We start from the raw sequence: 17,320 nt of genomic DNA, 5'->3' as shown, positions 1-17,320 counted from the left end.
CCGGTCCCGATCAGGTTCCGGGTCGTCCGCGTGCCGTCGATTCCTCCGGTGCTCGGCTGTAGTGACTGACGTGGGGGCCGCAGGGCATGACTCTTTCCGGACTTCTCGACCTCGTAGCCGCGCAATCAGAGCTGGCAGAGGCACTTGGCCAGGAGGTGACCGGCGCCGATCTGATCGCGCCGACCGCGCTGCGTCCGTTCGGGGTGGCGGCCGTGGCGCGCACCCGTCCGGTCCTGGCGGTGACCGCCACCGGGCGTGAGGCCGAAGATCTCGCCGCCGCTCTCACCAGCCTGCTGCCCGACTCGCAGGTGGCCGTCTTCCCGGCCTGGGAGACGCTGCCGCACGAGCGCCTCTCGCCGCGCAGCGACACGGTGGGCCAGCGGCTCGCCATCCTGCGGCGGCTCGCCCATCCGGTCGCGGGCGATCCGTCGGCCGGCCCGCTGCGGGTCGTGGTGGCTCCGGTCCGGGCGATCCTGCAGCCGATCGTGGCGGGGCTCGGCGATCTGGAGCCCGTACGCCTGCGTCCCGGCGACGACGCCGATCTCGAAGACGTGGTGGTCCGCCTGGTGGAGAACGGCTACCACCGGGTCGACATGGTGGAGAAGCGTGGCGAGGTCGCGGTCAGGGGCGGCCTGCTCGACGTGTTCCCGCCGACCGAGGAGCACCCGCTGCGGCTGGAGTTCTGGGGCGACACCGTGGAGGAGATCCGCTGGTTCAAGGTCGCCGACCAGCGCTCGCTGGAGGTCGCCGACGGCGGCCTGTTCGCCGCGCCGTGCCGTGAGCTGCTGCTCACCCCGGAGGTCCGTGACCGTGCCCGTGAGCTGGCCGAACGCCATCCGGCGCTGGGGGAGATCCTCGGCTCGCTGGCCGACGGGATTCCGGTCGAGGGCATGGAGGCGTTCGCGCCGGTGCTCTCCGGGGAGATGGACATGCTGATCGACCACCTGCCGCTACGCGCGGGGGTGTTCGTCTGCGACCCCGAGCGCATCCGGGGGCGGGCGGTCGAACTCGTCCGCACCAGCCAGGAGTTCCTCGAGGCGTCGTGGATCACCGCCGCCGCCGGGGGAGAGGCGCCGATCGACCTCGACGCCGCCGCGTTCCGCACCCTCGACGAGGTGCGCGAGCACGCCGGTCAGCTGGGCCAGCCCTGGTGGTCGATCTCGCCGTTCGGTGAGGGCATCGACCTGGGGGCGCACGACGTGGAGGCGTACCGGGGAGACACCCAGCGCGCCCTCGGTGACATCAAGGGGTGGCTCGGGGCGGGGCGCTCGGTCGTCCTGATGAGTGAGGGGCACGGGCCGGCCGAGCGGATGGTCGAGCTGCTCAAGGGGGTCGACGTGGCCGCGCGGCTGGTGCGCTCGATCGACGAGCCGCCCGGCCGTGACGTCGTGCAGGTCACCACGGGTCGGTTGGAGCACGGATTCGTGACCGCCGGCCTCGCCGTGATGACCCATCTCGACCTGGTGGGGCAGAAGGCGTCCACGAAGGACATGCGCAGGCTGCCGAGCCGGCGCCGGAACATGGTCGACCCGCTCCAGCTCAAGGTGGGCGACCACGTCGTCCACGAACAGCACGGCGTCGGCCGCTACATCGAGATGGTCCAGCGCACGGTGCAGACCGCCACCCGCGAATACCTCGTCATCGAATACGCCAAGGGCGACCGTCTCTACGTCCCGACCGACCAGCTCGACGAGGTCACCCGCTACGTCGGCGGCGAGTCCCCGACGCTGAACCGCATGGGCGGCGCCGACTGGGCCAAGGCCAAGACCCGCGCCAAGAAGGCCGTCAAGGAGATCGCGGGCGAGCTCATCCGCCTCTACTCCGCCCGCATGGCCTCGCCGGGTTACGCCTTCGCGGCCGACTCGCCGTGGCAGCGCGAGATGGAAGACGCCTTCCCCTACGCCGAGACCGGCGACCAGCTGGAAGCCATCGACGAGGTCAAGCGTGACATGGAGCGCGGCGTCCCGATGGACCGGCTGATCTGCGGCGACGTGGGTTACGGCAAGACCGAGATCGCGGTCCGGGCGGCGTTCAAGGCCGTCCAGGACGGCAAGCAGGTCGCCGTGCTGGTGCCGACGACGCTGCTGGTGCAGCAGCACCTGTCGACCTTCGGCGAGCGGTTCGCCAACTTCCCCGTGACGGTGCGGCCGGTCTCCCGGTTCCAGACCGACGCCGAGGTCAAGGACACCCTCGAAGGGCTGCGGGCGGGCGGCATCGACGTCGTCATCGGCACCCACCGGCTGTTCTCGCCCGAGGTCAGGTTCAAGGACCTGGGCCTGATCATCGTCGACGAGGAGCAGCGGTTCGGCGTCGAGCACAAAGAGGCGATGAAGCACCTGCGCACCCAGGTCGACGTGCTGGCGATGTCGGCGACGCCGATCCCCCGAACCCTGGAGATGGGCCTCACCGGCATCCGCGAGATGTCGACCATCCTCACCCCGCCCGAGGAGCGCCACCCGATCCTGACCTTCGTCGGGCCCTACGACGAGAAGCAGATCGGCGCCGCGATCCGGCGTGAGCTGATGCGCGACGGCCAGGTGTTCTTCGTCCACAACCGGGTGCGCAGCATCGACAAGGTGGCCGCCCGCCTGCACGAACTCGTGCCCGAGGCGCGCATCGCGATCGCCCACGGGCAGATGAACGAGCAGCAGCTCGAACGGATCATGGTCGGTTTCTGGGAGCGCGAGTACGACGTGCTCGTCTCGACCACGATCGTCGAGTCGGGACTCGACGTGCCCAACGCCAACACCCTGATCGTCGACCGGGCCGACAACTACGGCCTCTCGCAGCTCCACCAGCTGCGCGGCCGCGTCGGCCGTGGCCGGGAGCGCGGCTACGCCTACTTCCTCTATCCGCCGGAGAACCCGCTCACCGAGACCGCCCATGAGCGCCTGGCCACGATCGCCCAGCACACCGAGATGGGCGCGGGCATGTACGTCGCCATGAAGGACCTGGAGATCCGGGGCGCCGGCAACATCCTGGGCGCCGAGCAGTCGGGCCACATCCAGGGTGTGGGCTTCGACCTCTATGTGCGGATGATGGCGGAGGCCGTACAGGAACAGAAGAACATGCTGTCCGGCGAGACGGTCACCGAGCAGCCCGACGTCAAGGTCGAGCTCCCGATCAACGCGCACATCCCGCACGACTACGTCACCAGCGAGCGCCTGCGGCTGGAGGCCTACAAGCGGATCGCCGCGATCGTCACCGAGGAAGACATCACCGCCGTCCGCGACGAGCTCACCGACCGCTACGGACGTCCGCCGCAGGAGGTCGACAACCTGCTCGAGGTGGCCCGGTTCCGGATGAGGGCACGCAAGGCCGGGCTGACCGACGTCCAGCTGATGGGCGCCAACGTCAAGTTCGCCCCGGCTGCCCTGCGCGACTCGCAGCAGGTCCGGCTCCAGCGGCTCTATCCGAAGGCCCTGCTCAAGCAGGCCACCGAGACGCTTCTGGTGCCGGTACCGAAGACGAAACCGATCGGCGGGCAGCCGCTGCGCGACCTGGAAATGCTCCGCTGGTGCGGAGACCTGGTCGAGGCGCTTTTCCTGGAGCCCAACCGAGTAAAGTAGGCGCGCCGAACAGCAGTCAGGACCGGGAGGGTCGTTCCGTGAAGCTCAAACTGGCCGCCGTGGCCGTCGCCACAGGGTTGGCGCTGACCGCGTGCAGCGGGCCGATTGAGGCCGGTTCCGCGGCCACCGTCGGCGACCACCGCATCACCACCGACACGCTCGAGAAGAACGTGGCCGAATACCAGAAGGCGCTGGAGGCCGCGAAGGTCGCGCCCGACCAGCTGCAGCTGCCCGGCACGCTGACCCAGGCGGTGCTGCTCCAGCTCGCCAACATCAGCCAGTTCACCCAGCTCGAGGCACAGAACGGCATCTCGGTCACCGAGGGAGAAGTCGCCGCCTTCTACGCCAAGAACAACGGCCAGGCCGCCGTCGACCAGATCCTGCTCCAGCGGGGCGTGGCCCCGGGGGCGACCCGCGACTGGCTCAAGGTCTCCATCGGCTCGGAGAAGCTCGCCGCCAAGCTGGGCGGCGGCAGCAGCGAGCAGCAGCTCGCCGACGGCCAGGCGAAGATCAACGAGCTGGCCGGCCAGATCCCGGTGGTCTTCAGCCCCCGTTACGGCAAGTTCGACCCCCAGCAGGGCTGGCTGCCGAACGACCGCTTCGGCGCCCCGCCCGCCGGCAACGGCGCCGCCGCGGGCTGACGCGTGCCACTGATCGTCGTCACCTCCTCGCCCCGGGTCGCCCCCGGGATCCTCAGCGCTCCCGCGTGGGAGGCCCTTCGGGCGGGGAAGGTGTTCACCGGCTCCGCCGGCCATCCGCTGCTGCCCTACGTCCCGGGCGCCGAGGTCCGCGACGACCCTTCGGGGATCGCGCGGGAGAGCGTCACCTCGACGCTGGTCTGGCTCGCCGCCCAAGACGGCGACGAGTCGTTCTTCCGCGCCGTCGCCCATGCGGCCCTGGCCCTGGACGACCCGCCGGAGATCGAGGTGATCCCGGGCTCCTACGACCTCCCCGGCGCCCGCCTGCTCGACATGGTCGCCGTGATGGACCGGCTGCGCCGCGAGTGCCCGTGGGACGGCCGGCAGACCCACGAGTCCCTCATCCCCTACCTGGTCGAAGAGTCCTACGAGGTCCTGGAGACCATCGAGAGCGGCGACCTGGTCGGCCTGCGTGAGGAACTCGGCGACCTGCTGTTCCAGGTCGTCTTCCACGCCCGGCTCGCGCAGGAGCGCGGCGACGAGGGCTGGGACATCGACGACGTCGCCGAGGCGATCGTGACCAAGCTGGTCCGGCGGCACCCCCACGTCTTCGCCGACGTGTCGGTCGACGGGGCCGACGCGGTGGTGGCCAACTGGGAAGAGATCAAGAAGGCCGAACGCGCCGAGAAGGGCGAACCCGCGTCGGCGCTGACCGGCGTCCCGATGGGCCAGCCGTCGGTGTCCCTGGCCGCCCAGCTGCTGCGCCGTGCCTCCCGGGCCGGTGCTCCCGCCGAGCTCGCGGCGGGCCCTCCTTCTTCCGGCCAGCGGCTTTTCGATCTCGTACGCGAAATCCAAGACGGCGGCGACGATCCCGAGGCCGCGCTGAGGCAGGCGGCGCGCGACTACCGGGCCCGCGTCGAGGCCTGGGAGACGGCCGATACCGGCGAGTAACGTCGGTAAGCTCTTTAAGCAAACTGTCTTTCGACATTTAGGAGTGCTTCGTGGCTTCCATCGAGGCCGTTCACGCCCGCGAGATCCTCGATTCACGGGGTAACCCGACTGTCGAGGTCGAGGTCCTGCTCGAAGACGGCAGCACCGGCCGCGCGGCCGTGCCGAGCGGCGCCTCCACCGGGCAGTTCGAGGCGGTCGAGCTGCGTGACGGCGGCTCCCGCTACAAGGGCAAGGGTGTGGAGAAGGCCGTCCTGGCCGTCACCGACGAGATCCAGGACGAGATCCTCGGCATCGACGCCGAAGAGCAGCGCATCATCGACCAGGTCATGATCGACCTCGACGGCACGCCGAACAAGGCACGCCTGGGCGCCAACGCCATCCTCGGCGTCTCCCTGGCCGTCGCCAAGGCCGCGGCCGAGTCGTCCGACCTGCAGTTGTTCCGCTACGTCGGCGGCCCCAACGCCCACGTGCTGCCGGTCCCGATGATGAACATCCTCAACGGCGGCGCCCACGCCGACAGCAACGTCGACATCCAGGAGTTCATGATCGCGCCGATCGGCGCGGCCACCTTCTCCGAGGCCGTCCGCATGGGCACCGAGACCTACCACTCGCTGAAGGCCGTCCTCAAGGAGCGCGGCTACGCGACCGGCCTCGGCGACGAGGGCGGCTTCGCCCCCAGCCTGCCGAGCAACCGCGACGCGCTCGACCTGATCCTGGTCGCGATCGAGAAGGCCGGCTACACCCCCGGCACCGACATCGGTCTCGCCCTCGACGTGGCCGCCACCGAGTTCCACCAGGACGGCGTCTACACGATCGAGGGCAAGGGCCTGTCGGCCGACGAGCTCATCGCCTACTACGAAGACCTCGTCCGCAGCTACCCGCTGGTCTCGATCGAAGACCCGCTCGACGAGGAAGACTGGTCGGGCTGGAAGGCCATGACCGATGTCCTCGGCGGCAAGGTCCAGATCGTCGGCGACGACCTGTTCGTCACCAACCCCGAGCGCCTCCAGCGCGGCCTCGACACCGGCACCGCCAACGCGCTGCTGGTCAAGGTCAACCAGATCGGCACCCTGTCGGAGACCCTCGACGCCGTCGACCTGGCCCACCGCGCCGGCTACCGCTGCATGATGAGCCACCGCTCGGGCGAGACCGAAGACGTCACCATCGCCGACCTCGCCGTCGCCACCAACTGCGGCCAGATCAAGACCGGCGCCCCCGCCCGTTCCGACCGGGTCGCCAAGTACAACCAGCTGCTGCGCATCGAGGAACTTCTCGACGACGCCGCGCGCTACGCGGGTCGCAAGGCTTTCCCGCGCTTCCAGGGCTAAGTTTTACCGGTACGGCCCGCGTTCACGTGGGCGCGGGCCTTACCGGGAAGCGGGGTCTAGATTGGCGAAACGTCCGCAACTCACCGGCCGGGCCGCGATCCTGGCGGTCGTGGTCTGTGCGATCGCGATGAGCCTGGCCTATCCCGTCCGCGAGTTCCTCGCGCAGCGTCGGCAGATCACCCAGCTGGAACAGCAGCAGGCCAAGGCCCTGACCGACCTCCGCTCGCTCGAAGAGGAGCGCAAGCGCCTGGAAGACCCCGAATACATCAAGCGCGAGGCCCGCGAGAAACTGCACTTCTGCGAGCCCGGCGCCCACTGTTACGGGGTCCTCGAAGACGGGACCAAGACATCGGCCGCGGCCGGCCAGCGCAAGGCCGCCGTGTCACCGTGGTACATCTCGCTCTGGCAGTCGGTCGAATCGGCCGACCGGGGCGAAGGCAAGAAGATCGGGGGATAGGTGTCCGGGGTCAGTCCAGACGACCTGGCGGCGGTAGAGGCCCAGCTGGGGCGGCCACCACGGGGTGTGCGCGCGGTCGCGCACCGATGCCCGTGCGGCCTTCCCGACGTGGTCGAGACCTCACCCCGCCTGCCCGACGGCACACCTTTCCCCACGACCTTCTACCTGACCTGCCCCCGCGCGGCCTCGGCCATCGGCACCCTGGAGGCCGACGGCCTCATGGTCGAGATGCGCGAACGCCTGGCCGCCGACCCCGAGTTGGCGGCGCGCTACCAGGCCGCCCACGACGACTACCTGGCCCGCCGCGACAAGGCCGCCGCAGAAGACGGACTGGAGCCCCTGCCGCGGGGAACCCAGACGGCCGGCGGGATGCCCGACCGCGTCAAGTGCCTCCACGCGCTGGTCGGCCACGAACTCGCCGCCCCGGGCAGCAACCCGCTCGGCCGCGAAGCCCTGGATGTCCTGCCGGAGTGGTGGTCCGAGGGCCCTTGCGTCTGCTGAGCCGCCATCCTGTTCCACAGCGGCCGGCTCAAAGACCTCGGCGCCGTCCGGGGTCTTTTTCTTTCTGTTACGGCTCCGCCCACCCTGCACCGCCCGCCGCCCCGGGCGAACCCCGTTTCCGGCGCCAACCGGCCGCGCCGCCCCGCTGCGCGACGACCTGAAGCCACGAGGTCCAGCCAGTGGAACCGCCGCTAACCCCCCACTTCGACCCGAGGTGGTCGGCCAGGCCGTGCCAGACCTCCTCCCACTACCATTTCGCCGCCGCCAACCTCGCCCTTGCTCAACCTATCGATATTCGATAGATTTCCATCGCAACTCGATAAGGGGACGGCTGATGGGAAATCTGACGGTGCGGGCGCTTCGCGTCGTGCTCGCGGTGGTGCTCGCGGGCACCGTGTTCGTACAGGTGTCGACGCTGGCGGTGCTGGTCCTCGGGAACGACCCGGAGGACGGATCGCTCGCGCTGACCCCGCTGCGCGTGATCCTGATCCTGGGCATGGTGGCGGCCCAGGTCACCCTGGTCAGCGTCTGGCGGCTGGTGACGATGGTGCGACGCGGAACCGTGTTCTCCCACGCCGCCTTCCGCCATGTGGACACCATGATCGGTGCGATCGTGGTGGCTGCCCTCCTGTGGTTCGCGGTCACGGCGATCAACGCGCCGGGCCAGCGGGACGACCCGGGCGTCACCCTCATCATGGGCGGGGTCGGCCTGGGGATCCTGGGGGTCGCGCTCATCGTGCTCGTGCTGCGGATGCTGCTCGCCCAGGCCGTCGCGCGCGACGTCGAGGCGACGCGGATGCGGGCCGAGCTGGACGAGGTGATCTGATGCCGATCGTCGTCGACATCGACGTGATGCTGGCCAGACGGAAGATGTCCGTCGGCGACCTCGCGGACCAGGTCGGGATCACGCCCGCCAACCTGGCGGTGCTCAAGAACGGCCGCGCCAAGGCGGTGCGCTTCGCGACGCTCGCCGCGCTCTGCGAGGTGCTGAAATGCCAGCCGGGCGACCTGCTTCGCTGGGAGTCCGAGGTGCCGCAGGCGGATGAAGTTCCGCAAGAGCGGACGTGAAACGCCTTGGCCTCCGGCTGAGTGAGGGTGATCGTGCGGTCGCCTGACACTTTGGCTGCGTATGCTGGCGAACCTGTTCATCGGTGCTGATGAGGTGGGTTCAGAAGTGACGCGTGTGGCCGCCATCGACTGTGGGACCAACTCGGTCCGGTTGCTCATCGCCGACGTCGTGGGTGACACGCTCACCGACGTCTCCCGGCGGATGGAGATCGTCCGCCTGGGCCAGGGCGTCGACAAGACCGGCATGCTCGCCCCCGAGGCCCTGGAGCGCACGTTCGCCGCGATGCGCGGCTACGCCTCGGAGATCGTCGACGAGGGCGCCGTGACGACCCGCGTCGTCGCGACCTCCGCCACCCGCGACGCCGGGAACCGGAATGTCTTCGTCGACGGTGTACGCGCCATTTTCGGCGTAGAGCCCGAAGTCGTGACCGGTGACGCGGAGGCCAATCTCTCTTTCAACGGGGCCGTAAGGGGCATTTCCGACCCGCCGGGGCCCTACCTGGTCGTGGACATCGGTGGGGGCTCGACCGAGTTCGTCGTGGGCTCCGCGTCGGTCAAGGGCGCCCTGTCCATGGACATCGGCTGCGTCCGCCTGACCGAACGCCACGACGCCGACTTCACCGCCATGCGGACCGACATCGACGCCGCCCTCGCGGTGGTGGCCGACACGGTCCCGGTGCGCGACGCCCAGACGCTGGTCGGCCTGGCCGGTTCGGTGACCACGGTCGCCGGGATCGCCCTCGGCCTGCCCTTCTACGACTCCGCCCGCATCCACCACTCGCGGATCTCCGCCGGCGACATCCACGACGTGACCGAGCGGCTGCTCACGATGACCCGCGAGGAGCGCGCGGCCATCCCGGTGATGCACCCGGGGCGCGTCGACGTGATCAGCGCGGGTGCGCTCATCCTCGACCGGATCGTCCAGGACTTCGGCTCCGCCGAGGTGATCGTGAGCGAACACGACATCCTCGACGGCATCGCCTGGTCAATGGCCTGAAAACCGGGTGACGAGTCGCCGCCACCGGGGCTTGCCGCTGCCTCCCGAGCGGACCGACTGCGCGCGGCGGTCCGGGAACAGGAGTGCTGCGCCCCGCCTGAGCATTGCCGCATATTTCTGGACTGGCCCGAGCCCGGGTTGCTTCCAGCGATGAGTGGGCTCAACTGCCCGGTCATGCCGCATATTTCCGGCATGACCAGGCGGCGCATCACTTGTGCAGGCGTACCGGCAGGGAGAACAGGCCGCGCATGATGTTGCTCGGCCACCAGACCAGGTCGTCGGTCGCCAGGCTCAGGTCGGGGAAGCGCCGGATCACCCCGCCGATCGCGACCTCGCCCTCGATCTTCGCCAGGGCAGCTCCCACGCAGTAGTGCGGCCCCCGCCCGAACGCCAGATGCGGCTCGTCGATGCGCCCCGGACGGAACGCGTCGGGATCGTCGAACGCCTCAGGATCGCGGTTGGCCGCCAGCAGGGACACCAGGATCGGCTCGCCGGGCAGCATCTCCTGGCCGCCGATGACGACGCGCTCGGTCGGGAAGCGCCACGTCGCGTTCCGCACGGGGCCGTCGTAGCGGAGCATCTCGTCGATCACGTCGGGCAAGGTCGACGGGTCGGCCCGTAAAGCCGCGAACTGGTCGGGGTGGCGCAGTAACGCAAGCAGCCCGTTGCCGATCAGCGCGACCGTCGTCTCGTGGCCCGCGATCAGCAGCAGGAACGCGGTGGAGGTCAGTTCCTCGGGGCTGATGTCGGGCCGGCGCACGAGCTCGGTCAGCAGGTCGTCGCCCGGATGGGTGCGCTTGTGCGCGACCAGGTCGGCGAGGAACCGCTCCAGGCCGTCGGTCGCGGCCGCGATCTGGTCGACCTCCGAGGCCGCCGCCGAGTCGATCACCGAGGCCAGGTGGTGGAAGGTGGCCCGCTCCGGTTCGGGGACGCCCAGCAGGTCGCAGATGATCGCGATCGGCAGGGGATAGGCCAGGTCGGCGACCAGGTCGGCCTCGTCTTTGGCGGCCATCACGGCGAGCAGGCCCTCGGTCAGCTCCTCGGCCCTGGCCCGTAACCCGGCCACGCGACGGGGCGTGAACGCGGCGCTGACCAGGCGGCGCAGCCGGGGGTGGTCGGGAGAGTCGGCGTTCAGCATGTGGCGGGCCAGCGTCGAGCGGTGGTCGAGCGGCAGGCCGAGTCGCGCGCGGAACCACACGGGGGAGCCCAGCGCAGGGTCCTTCGCCAGCGCGGGATGGGTCAGCGCCGTCACCGCGTCGGTGTAACGCGTGATCAGCCAGGCCTCGCAGCCGGGCAGCGGCACCTTGGTCACCGGGGCGTTGCGGCGCAGCCAGTCGTAGGCCGGATAGGGATCGGCGTCGAAGGCGGGGCCGAAAAGTGGAGGGAGGGACACGGCGTCTGTCCTTCCCCGCGCCCCCCGCTGGCACGCTTGGGGCCATGAGTTTCGTTCCTCCGGGCACCGGCTGGCCGGACGACCCCGCCACGCCCGCGACCTCCGTCGCCACCACCCCGGCCGAGGTGGCAGAACTGGCCGCGACCAGCCCGGACATCACCGAGCTGACCGCCCGCCAGTCGGTGTGCCGTGCCTGTCCACGGCTGGTGGCATGGCGGGAGGAGGTGGCCGACACCAAGCGGAAGGCGTACCAGAACGAGACCTACTGGGGACGCCCCATCGCCGGCTGGGGCGACGACGACCCGAAGGTCCTGATCGTGGGCCTCGCCCCCGCCGCCAACGGCGGCAACCGCACCGGCCGCATCTTCACCGGCGACCGCAGCGGCGACTGGCTCTTCGCCTCCCTCCACCGCACGGGGCTGGCCGCCCAGCCGACCAGCGTCCACGCGGGCGACGGCCAGCGCCTGCTCGGCACCCGCATGGTCGCGGCCGTCCGCTGCGCCCCACCCGCCAACAAGCCGACCCCGGGGGAGAGGGACAACTGTTTCCCCTGGCTGCTGAAAGAGCTCCAGTTCGTCCGCCCCCGCGTCATCGTCGCGCTGGGCGGCTTCGCCTGGCAGGCCATCTGGCCGGCGCTGAGGGCCGCCGGACACGACCTCCCCACCCCGCGCCCCGCCTTCGGTCACGGTGTGGAGGTCCCGCTCGGCCCACTGACCCTGATCGGCTGCTACCACCCCAGCCAGCAGAACACCTTCACCGGCCGGGTGACCGAGCCCATGCTCGACGCGATCTTCACCCGTGCGGCGAGCTTCTGACGAGTGACGGCCCCGCCCTCATGGGTGGGACGGGATTCTCCCACCCCCGACCGACGATTCCCGCCGCGCCGATCACGCCTGTGGAAACGACGACGACGCCGACACGATCGGTGGGCACATCACGCGGCGCCGCTCTGGTCTGAAAGGTGGTTTTCTGTTACGGCTCCGCCCACCCCGGCTCCGCCCGCCGCTCCGACCGCCCGCCGAATCCGGCGCCAACCGGCCGCGCCGCTCCCCCGCCGCAACGGCGGGGAGCCATGGCCGGCCTACTGTGGGAATCCAGCCCCTGCCGACCCGTTCTCTCCCGGCCCGGTGTCTCGCCCTCCGGAGCATGGAGCCGTGGCCGACGTCTCGCGTGGCGCGTACATCTCGACAGGCGAGACCCTCCCGCCGGAGCCGGGCCAGGGCGGTGTGTTCTCCCAGGTGGGAGGGCTTGTGAATTGCTTCACATGTGTGAAGTCGGTCACGTTGGGAAATTTGGTCAAAGTTGCCACGTGAATCCGTACAGGAACTTCTTGATCTGGAAACTTCGGTCAAGTTCCCTTGGGAAGGGATTGGCTTCGGCGGGTGTTGTTCAGGTAGCTTGTGAATGCTTTCACAAGCCAGGTGAACACACGAAGGGCATCCGTGGTGAACCGCACGTCGAAGCACATCGTCATCGTTGGCGGTGGATACGTGGGCATGTACACCGGCCTGCGGCTCCAGCGCACGCTCCGCCGCGAACTGCGCGACGGATCGGTCCGCATCACCCTCATCGACCCTCAGTCCTACATGACCTACCAGCCGTTCCTGCCGGAGGCCGCCGCGGGGAGCATCTCGCCGCGCCACGTCGTCGCGCCGCTGCGCCGCGTGCTCCCCAAGGTCAGGATCCTCAACGGCAAGGTCGCCAAGGTCCATCACGAGCAGCGCACGCTGACCTTCGAGCCGATTGTGGGCGAACCCCGTGAGATCGGCTACGACATCGTGGTGATGGCGGCCGGTTCGGTCTCCCGCACCCTCCCCATCCCGGGGCTCGCCGACGCGGCCATCGGGTTCAAGTCGGTCGGGGAGGCCATCGCGCTGCGCAACCGCGTGCTGGCCCTGCTCGACCGGGCCGAGTCGGCCGACGACGACGAGGTGCGCCGCCGGGCGCTCACGTTCGTCGTGGTCGGCGGCGGGTTCGCCGGCATCGAGGCGCTGGCCGAGCTCGAGGACATGACCGTCGACGCCATCTCCTACTACCCGTCGATCAAGAAGAGCGACCTGCGGTGGGTGCTGATCGAGGCCTCCGACCGCATCCTGCCCGAGGTCGGGCCCGAGATGGGTCTCTGGACCGCCGCGCAGCTGCGCGAGCGCGGCATCGAGCTGAAGATGCAGACCCGGCTCGACTCCGTCGTCGGCGGACACGTCGAGACCAGCGACGGCGACTCCTTCGAGGCGGCCACCGTCGTGTGGACGGCGGGTGTGAAGGCCGCGCCGATCACCAACTCCGGCGACTTCCCGCTCGACGAGCGCGGCCGGATCAAGACGACCACCCAGCTCACTATTGACGGCGCCGAGGGTGCCTTCGCGGCCGGTGACGTGGCCGGCGTGCCCGACCTCACCCACCCGGGGGAGTACTGCGCGCCCAACGCCCAGCACGCCGTCCGCCAGGCGAAGGTGCTCGGCGACAACATCACCGCCTACCTGCGCGAGCGTCCCCTGAAGGACTACCGGCACAAGTACGTCGGCTCGGTCGCCGGCCTCGGCCTGCACAAGGGCGTCGCGAACGTCTACGGAGTCAAGCTGCGCGGGTGGCCCGCGTGGTTCATGCACCGGACCTACCACCTGTCGCGGGTGCCCACCACCAACAGGAAGGTCCGCGTCATCGCCGACTGGACCCTGTCGCTGTTCTTCCGCCGGGAGACGGTGTCGCTCGGTGAGATCGAGCACCCCCGCGACCAGTTCAAGGCCGCTGCCGGAGGGTAACCCCGGCATCTCCCTTTGTTAACGGCCCGCGCCTACCATCAGGCGCGGGCCGTTTCACGTTGCAAGGCGAGAGGAGCGCGAGGATGGTTGTTTCATCCCGTTTCGCTGGCCATTCTCCCTGCTACTGTATTGCCGCCCAGTTTGATGGATCGTACGGGAGATGCGGCGTAAGGTCTCACCAGTTACAGTTGTGCGCTCCGTGACGTATGATCGCGGCGCCCCCGTAGCCCAATGGCAGAGGCAAGCCCCTTAAAAGGGCTTTAGTGCGGGTTCGAGTCCCGCCGGGGGCACCGTAAGGTGGCGTTATTCAGCCCGTGACCAGCAGAAATGTGGTCACGGGCTGTTGTGATTCCAGGATTTTCGCGCCGAATACGCGAGAACTGACCTGCGACGATGATCGTCGGCCTCTGCCGTCCGGGTCAGGTGAGCTCGGGTGGACGGCCTGTGAGCCGGGGCGTCAGTGGTCCCGTCAAGCTCGGGAACCCCTCTGGGTGCGAAGAATCTGTCCTGGTAGACAGGTGACCGAACGGGGTTCTGTCAGGACTGTGGGTGATCTTCTTCGGGGGCTCCCGGCCGGGTTCGGTCCCGGTCGTGCACATGGCTTACCCCGGGGCGAGAATCCGGTCCCATGCCTGAATTCCGCCAGGTGGGGATGCGTGGAGTAGTGGAAGACAGAAAATGCCACTAAGGGTCGACCGATAAGTCTCTGATCATGAATGCGCGGGGGTCGGGGCGTGGCGGCGACCGGTGTTTCGCGGGATTTCCCCGGTGGCGGCCTTTCTGTTGAACACGACATTCCAGCTGCGAACTCGGCGGCTCCTCTTCTCTGCGTCGTCTCGCCCCGGACCGGCTCATTTTCGGGAGTTATTCCAGCTCGGATTGATTCCGCCGGAAAACGTCATGGCGATTGCTTCTCCGTCGATTCTCCTGAGCCCGTCGACTGCGAAAGCGGTGCTTAACCGCCGGTCCTTCCCGGCCCGTTCGCCCCCGGTGCCGAGGGGTGCCGTGCAGGTGCCGGGCGACGTTCCTGTTGTGGGCGGGTTCCCGCAGGTCAGGGTAGGTGTACTGAGCTGATCCAATGCCGCTGCCGACGGCTATTCGCGTCAGAGGGCCGCGTTCCAGAAGGGCTCCCGATTTTGACCTGGAAGATACCTGTGTGGTCAGTCGGATAGGACTGCGCCAGGTGTGACCACATGTGAAGGTGGTGTTGTTGGGGTATGGCGTGGAAAATCTTTCAGCGGAAGGTCAAATTTCCGCCAAGTCGATCGCGGGAACCGTTAGTGGCATTCCATTCGTCTAATTCGAGGGCGAAGACTGCCAGGTTTCGTTCAGGTGAGTGTGCTCAGGGCCGATCTGACCGCTGCGGGAAGATCGGGAGAGTCCACCGCGGCGAGTTCATCCGCCGTCCACTCGCGGGTCACCACGAGCGCGGCCAGCGGCTCGGCCAGACCGTCTCCCACCAGGCAACAGACCGCCCGGGGCAGCAACCCGTCGTGAGCGACGGCCAGCCGCAGGAAGGCCGCTGCCGCCTCCGGAGACCCGTCCGCGACGCAGCCCAGCCACCACAGTGCCCGCCGCGCCTGCGCCCACGACAGATCCTGGGTGACCGCGTCGATGATCCCCGGCCGCGCCGTCGCGACCTCCGACAGCAGCCGGGTGGCGAGGAGCACCGGCCGGATCGGTTCCCACGCCGACATCCGTGCGATGTCGTCATCGGGCCGGTCGCGCAGCTCGGGGATGCGCCGCAGCACGTCGGGGCCGCCTCCCGCCAGTAGGTTCGCGACCACGGCCGACTCACCGAAGTCGCCGCCGCCCAGCGCGGCCCACCTCCGCCGCTCCCTGTCCAGCAGATCGACGGCGTGCTTGCGGGCCGTCAGTCGGGCGGCGTCCAGGACGTTGAAAACGGGCCCCGCCGGGGTCGGCACGTCGTCGGCGACCTCCCCGCCGAACTCCTCGACCGCCAGCTCGAAACAGACGTCGAGGTCGTCAGGGTCGTGTAGCCGGATGACCGGGCCGTAATGGGACTCCAGCCCGCCGGGATGCCGGGCCTCCGCGATCACCCGGATCGGCGGCTTGCCGGGGTGGTCGCGCAGCTCGGCCAGCAGGAGCGGTATGTCGTCCCGCAGGTCGGCCTCGTCGACCAAAATCAGGGCCGGTCTCTTGTCCGATGCCGGCATCTTGATCAGGCCCCGGCTCGGTCCGGGGCCGAGCCGGCCGCACCTCCACTTGCCTTCGCGGGTGCGGGCGAACTCCACCATCAGCCGCGACTTGCCCACCCCCGGCGGGCCCGCCACGACCATCAGCGGAAAGGCGTCAGGGTCGTCGAGCCAGGTGCCGAGTCTGGCCAACTCCTCCTCCCGGCCCACGAAGGGCACCGGGCAGGAGACCGGTTCGAGCAGCGTCTTGCCGTATTTGGGGGTCTCCCACAGCGGTAGCAGCGGGATTCTCCGTGGCGTGGGCAGCCGGGGGATCTTCGGCAGCATCCGCCGCAGCGCCTTCCCCGGGCTCCGGTTCTGCACGGCGATGGACACGATGATGAGTGAGGCCAGGGTGAACTTGAGCCCCGCGCCGTACCACTTATCGTTGCGGAGGCCGTCGAGGAACCCGGTGACGAGGAGGAAACCCACGAAGAAGACGGAGGGCAGCCATTCCCGGGCCCATGAGCGCATGCATGATCAATACCGCACCACGCGGTCTCGGGGCCAGGTGGCCAGGCGCCAGACGTACTCGATCGGGCCCTGCCGGAACCGGCGCAGCCAGAGCGTCGACCAGACCCACTGCACGCCCATGATGACCCCCGCGATCCCCAGCACCGTCCCCGTCGACCAGTCCTCGGCGGTGCCGCCGATCACCTTCGACAGGGCCAGGACGAGCACCGTCGCCGTCAGGTAGTTGGTCAGCGCCATCCGGCCGAGGGGCGTGAGGAGGGCGTACAGAAAACCCCGGAGGGGGCTGCGGAGCAGCAGCAGGAACACGCAGAAGTAGACGGTCGCGGTCGCCAGCCCGGCGGCCGTGAACAGGTTCGCGTCAGAGCTCTGCAGGTGCCCCAGCACGACAGCCGGCACCAGTGCCACCGCCCCGACGATCACCGGGATCCGGGTGGACGACTCCAGCCGGTCGGCCACCCCATACCGGACCAGCGCCGACCCCAGCAGGAACAGCCCGGGAACCACCATGATCCCGCCGCCGAAGAAGAGCGCCAGGCCGAGCGCCACCACCGACAGTCCCGCGACCGCTCGCCGGGGTAGCCACGACGACGGCAGCAGGACGACCAGACCGACGACGGCGTAGATCGCCAGGATGTCGCCGTCCCAGAGCAGCCGGTGGGCCAGCCCGAGCAGGAACAGCGCCACGAGCCGTCGCAGCAGCACCAGCCGTGGCGAGACGCCGCGTGCCACGGCCGACTCGTAGAGGAGCGAGAAGCCCATCCCGAACAGGAGGGAGAAGACGGGGAAGAAGCGGTGATCGACCAGCAGCCCGAGCCAGAGGTCGGCGGTGGAGGGCGGCGCGGCGTCGGGGGGAAGCAGGCCGACCGTGGTGGCGATCGGCCGGACGTTGGCGACCAGGATTCCGCAGAGCGCGAACCCGCGGATGACGTCGAGAGCCACGATGCGTGGCCGGGGGGATTGTCGTGCCATGCCGCCAAAGTCTTGACA

At 69.4% G+C, this 17,320-nt stretch carries 14 protein-coding genes and 1 tRNA gene; 12 read left to right on the top strand and 3 right to left on the bottom strand.

Going from position 1 to position 17,320, the window contains the following annotated elements; translation table 11 throughout:
* The first annotated feature begins 86 nt into the window (after window positions 1-86).
* From mfd to AW272_RS28885, 9 genes are all read left to right on the top strand, one after another.
* The gene (mfd, locus tag AW272_RS28925; RefSeq protein WP_066371716.1) at window positions 87-3,569 is read left to right on the top strand and encodes a transcription-repair coupling factor; all 3,483 of its coding nucleotides are present in this window, start codon (window positions 87-89) and stop codon (window positions 3,567-3,569) included.
* 38 nt (window positions 3,570-3,607) lie between these two features.
* Window positions 3,608-4,210, top strand: a complete 603-nt coding sequence (locus AW272_RS28920; protein WP_066371713.1) for a SurA N-terminal domain-containing protein — start codon at window positions 3,608-3,610, stop codon at window positions 4,208-4,210.
* A 3-nt stretch (window positions 4,211-4,213) separates the two neighbouring features.
* The gene (locus AW272_RS28915) at window positions 4,214-5,158 is read left to right on the top strand and encodes a nucleoside triphosphate pyrophosphohydrolase (protein WP_066371711.1); all 945 of its coding nucleotides are present in this window, start codon (window positions 4,214-4,216) and stop codon (window positions 5,156-5,158) included.
* A gap of 50 nt (window positions 5,159-5,208) precedes the next feature.
* Entirely contained in the window at window positions 5,209-6,486 is a 1,278-nt protein-coding gene (eno, locus tag AW272_RS28910) for a phosphopyruvate hydratase (protein ID WP_066371708.1), read from the top strand.
* A 61-nt stretch (window positions 6,487-6,547) separates the two neighbouring features.
* On the top strand, window positions 6,548-6,943 hold the full coding sequence (locus AW272_RS42625; protein ID WP_066371705.1) for an FtsB family cell division protein: 396 nt from the start codon (window positions 6,548-6,550) through the stop codon (window positions 6,941-6,943).
* Window positions 6,944-7,444 carry a DUF501 domain-containing protein gene (locus tag AW272_RS42620; protein WP_066371703.1) on the top strand — a complete coding sequence of 167 codons (501 nt, stop codon included), beginning with the start codon at window positions 6,944-6,946 and terminating at the stop codon, window positions 7,442-7,444. It begins immediately after the preceding gene.
* A gap of 334 nt (window positions 7,445-7,778) precedes the next feature.
* Entirely contained in the window at window positions 7,779-8,270 is a 492-nt protein-coding gene (locus tag AW272_RS28895) for a DUF2975 domain-containing protein (RefSeq protein ID WP_066371700.1), read from the top strand.
* Entirely contained in the window at window positions 8,270-8,512 is a 243-nt protein-coding gene (locus tag AW272_RS28890; RefSeq protein ID WP_066371698.1) for a helix-turn-helix domain-containing protein, read from the top strand. Before AW272_RS28895 ends, AW272_RS28890 begins: the two co-directional genes overlap by 1 nt.
* Window positions 8,513-8,618: 106 nt before the next feature.
* Window positions 8,619-9,509, top strand: coding sequence for a Ppx/GppA phosphatase family protein (locus AW272_RS28885; RefSeq protein WP_066371971.1), 891 nt, complete (start codon window positions 8,619-8,621; stop codon window positions 9,507-9,509).
* 208 nt (window positions 9,510-9,717) lie between these two features.
* Here AW272_RS28885 and AW272_RS28880 read toward each other — a convergent pair whose 3' ends face one another.
* Window positions 9,718-10,902 carry a cytochrome P450 family protein gene (locus AW272_RS28880; RefSeq protein ID WP_066371697.1) on the bottom strand — a complete coding sequence of 395 codons (1,185 nt, stop codon included), beginning with the start codon at window positions 10,900-10,902 and terminating at the stop codon, window positions 9,718-9,720.
* Between the two features lie 44 nt (window positions 10,903-10,946).
* On the opposite strand from AW272_RS28880, the gene AW272_RS28875 reads away from it, so the two are divergent.
* From AW272_RS28875 to AW272_RS28865, 3 genes are all read left to right on the top strand, one after another.
* Window positions 10,947-11,717: a uracil-DNA glycosylase gene (locus tag AW272_RS28875; RefSeq protein ID WP_066371695.1), complete on the top strand. Its 771-nt coding sequence runs from the start codon at window positions 10,947-10,949 to the stop codon at window positions 11,715-11,717.
* A gap of 681 nt (window positions 11,718-12,398) precedes the next feature.
* Window positions 12,399-13,664 carry an NAD(P)/FAD-dependent oxidoreductase gene (locus AW272_RS28870; RefSeq protein ID WP_066371969.1) on the top strand — a complete coding sequence of 422 codons (1,266 nt, stop codon included), beginning with the start codon at window positions 12,399-12,401 and terminating at the stop codon, window positions 13,662-13,664.
* Between the two features lie 217 nt (window positions 13,665-13,881).
* Window positions 13,882-13,954, top strand: a tRNA-Leu gene (locus AW272_RS28865).
* Between the two features lie 1,038 nt (window positions 13,955-14,992).
* Here AW272_RS28865 and AW272_RS28860 read toward each other — a convergent pair.
* On the bottom strand, window positions 14,993-16,333 hold the full coding sequence (locus AW272_RS28860) for an AAA family ATPase (protein ID WP_066371692.1): 1,341 nt from the start codon (window positions 16,331-16,333) through the stop codon (window positions 14,993-14,995).
* Between the two features lie 6 nt (window positions 16,334-16,339).
* Window positions 16,340-17,302 carry a DUF418 domain-containing protein gene (locus AW272_RS28855; protein ID WP_066371689.1) on the bottom strand — a complete coding sequence of 321 codons (963 nt, stop codon included), beginning with the start codon at window positions 17,300-17,302 and terminating at the stop codon, window positions 16,340-16,342.
* Between the last annotated feature and the right edge of the window lie 18 nt (window positions 17,303-17,320).

The sequence above is a fragment of the Herbidospora mongoliensis genome (assembly GCF_001570545.1).
GTDB lineage: Bacteria > Actinomycetota > Actinomycetes > Streptosporangiales > Streptosporangiaceae > Herbidospora > Herbidospora mongoliensis.
This window is presented reverse-complemented; position numbering and strand designations above follow the sequence as displayed.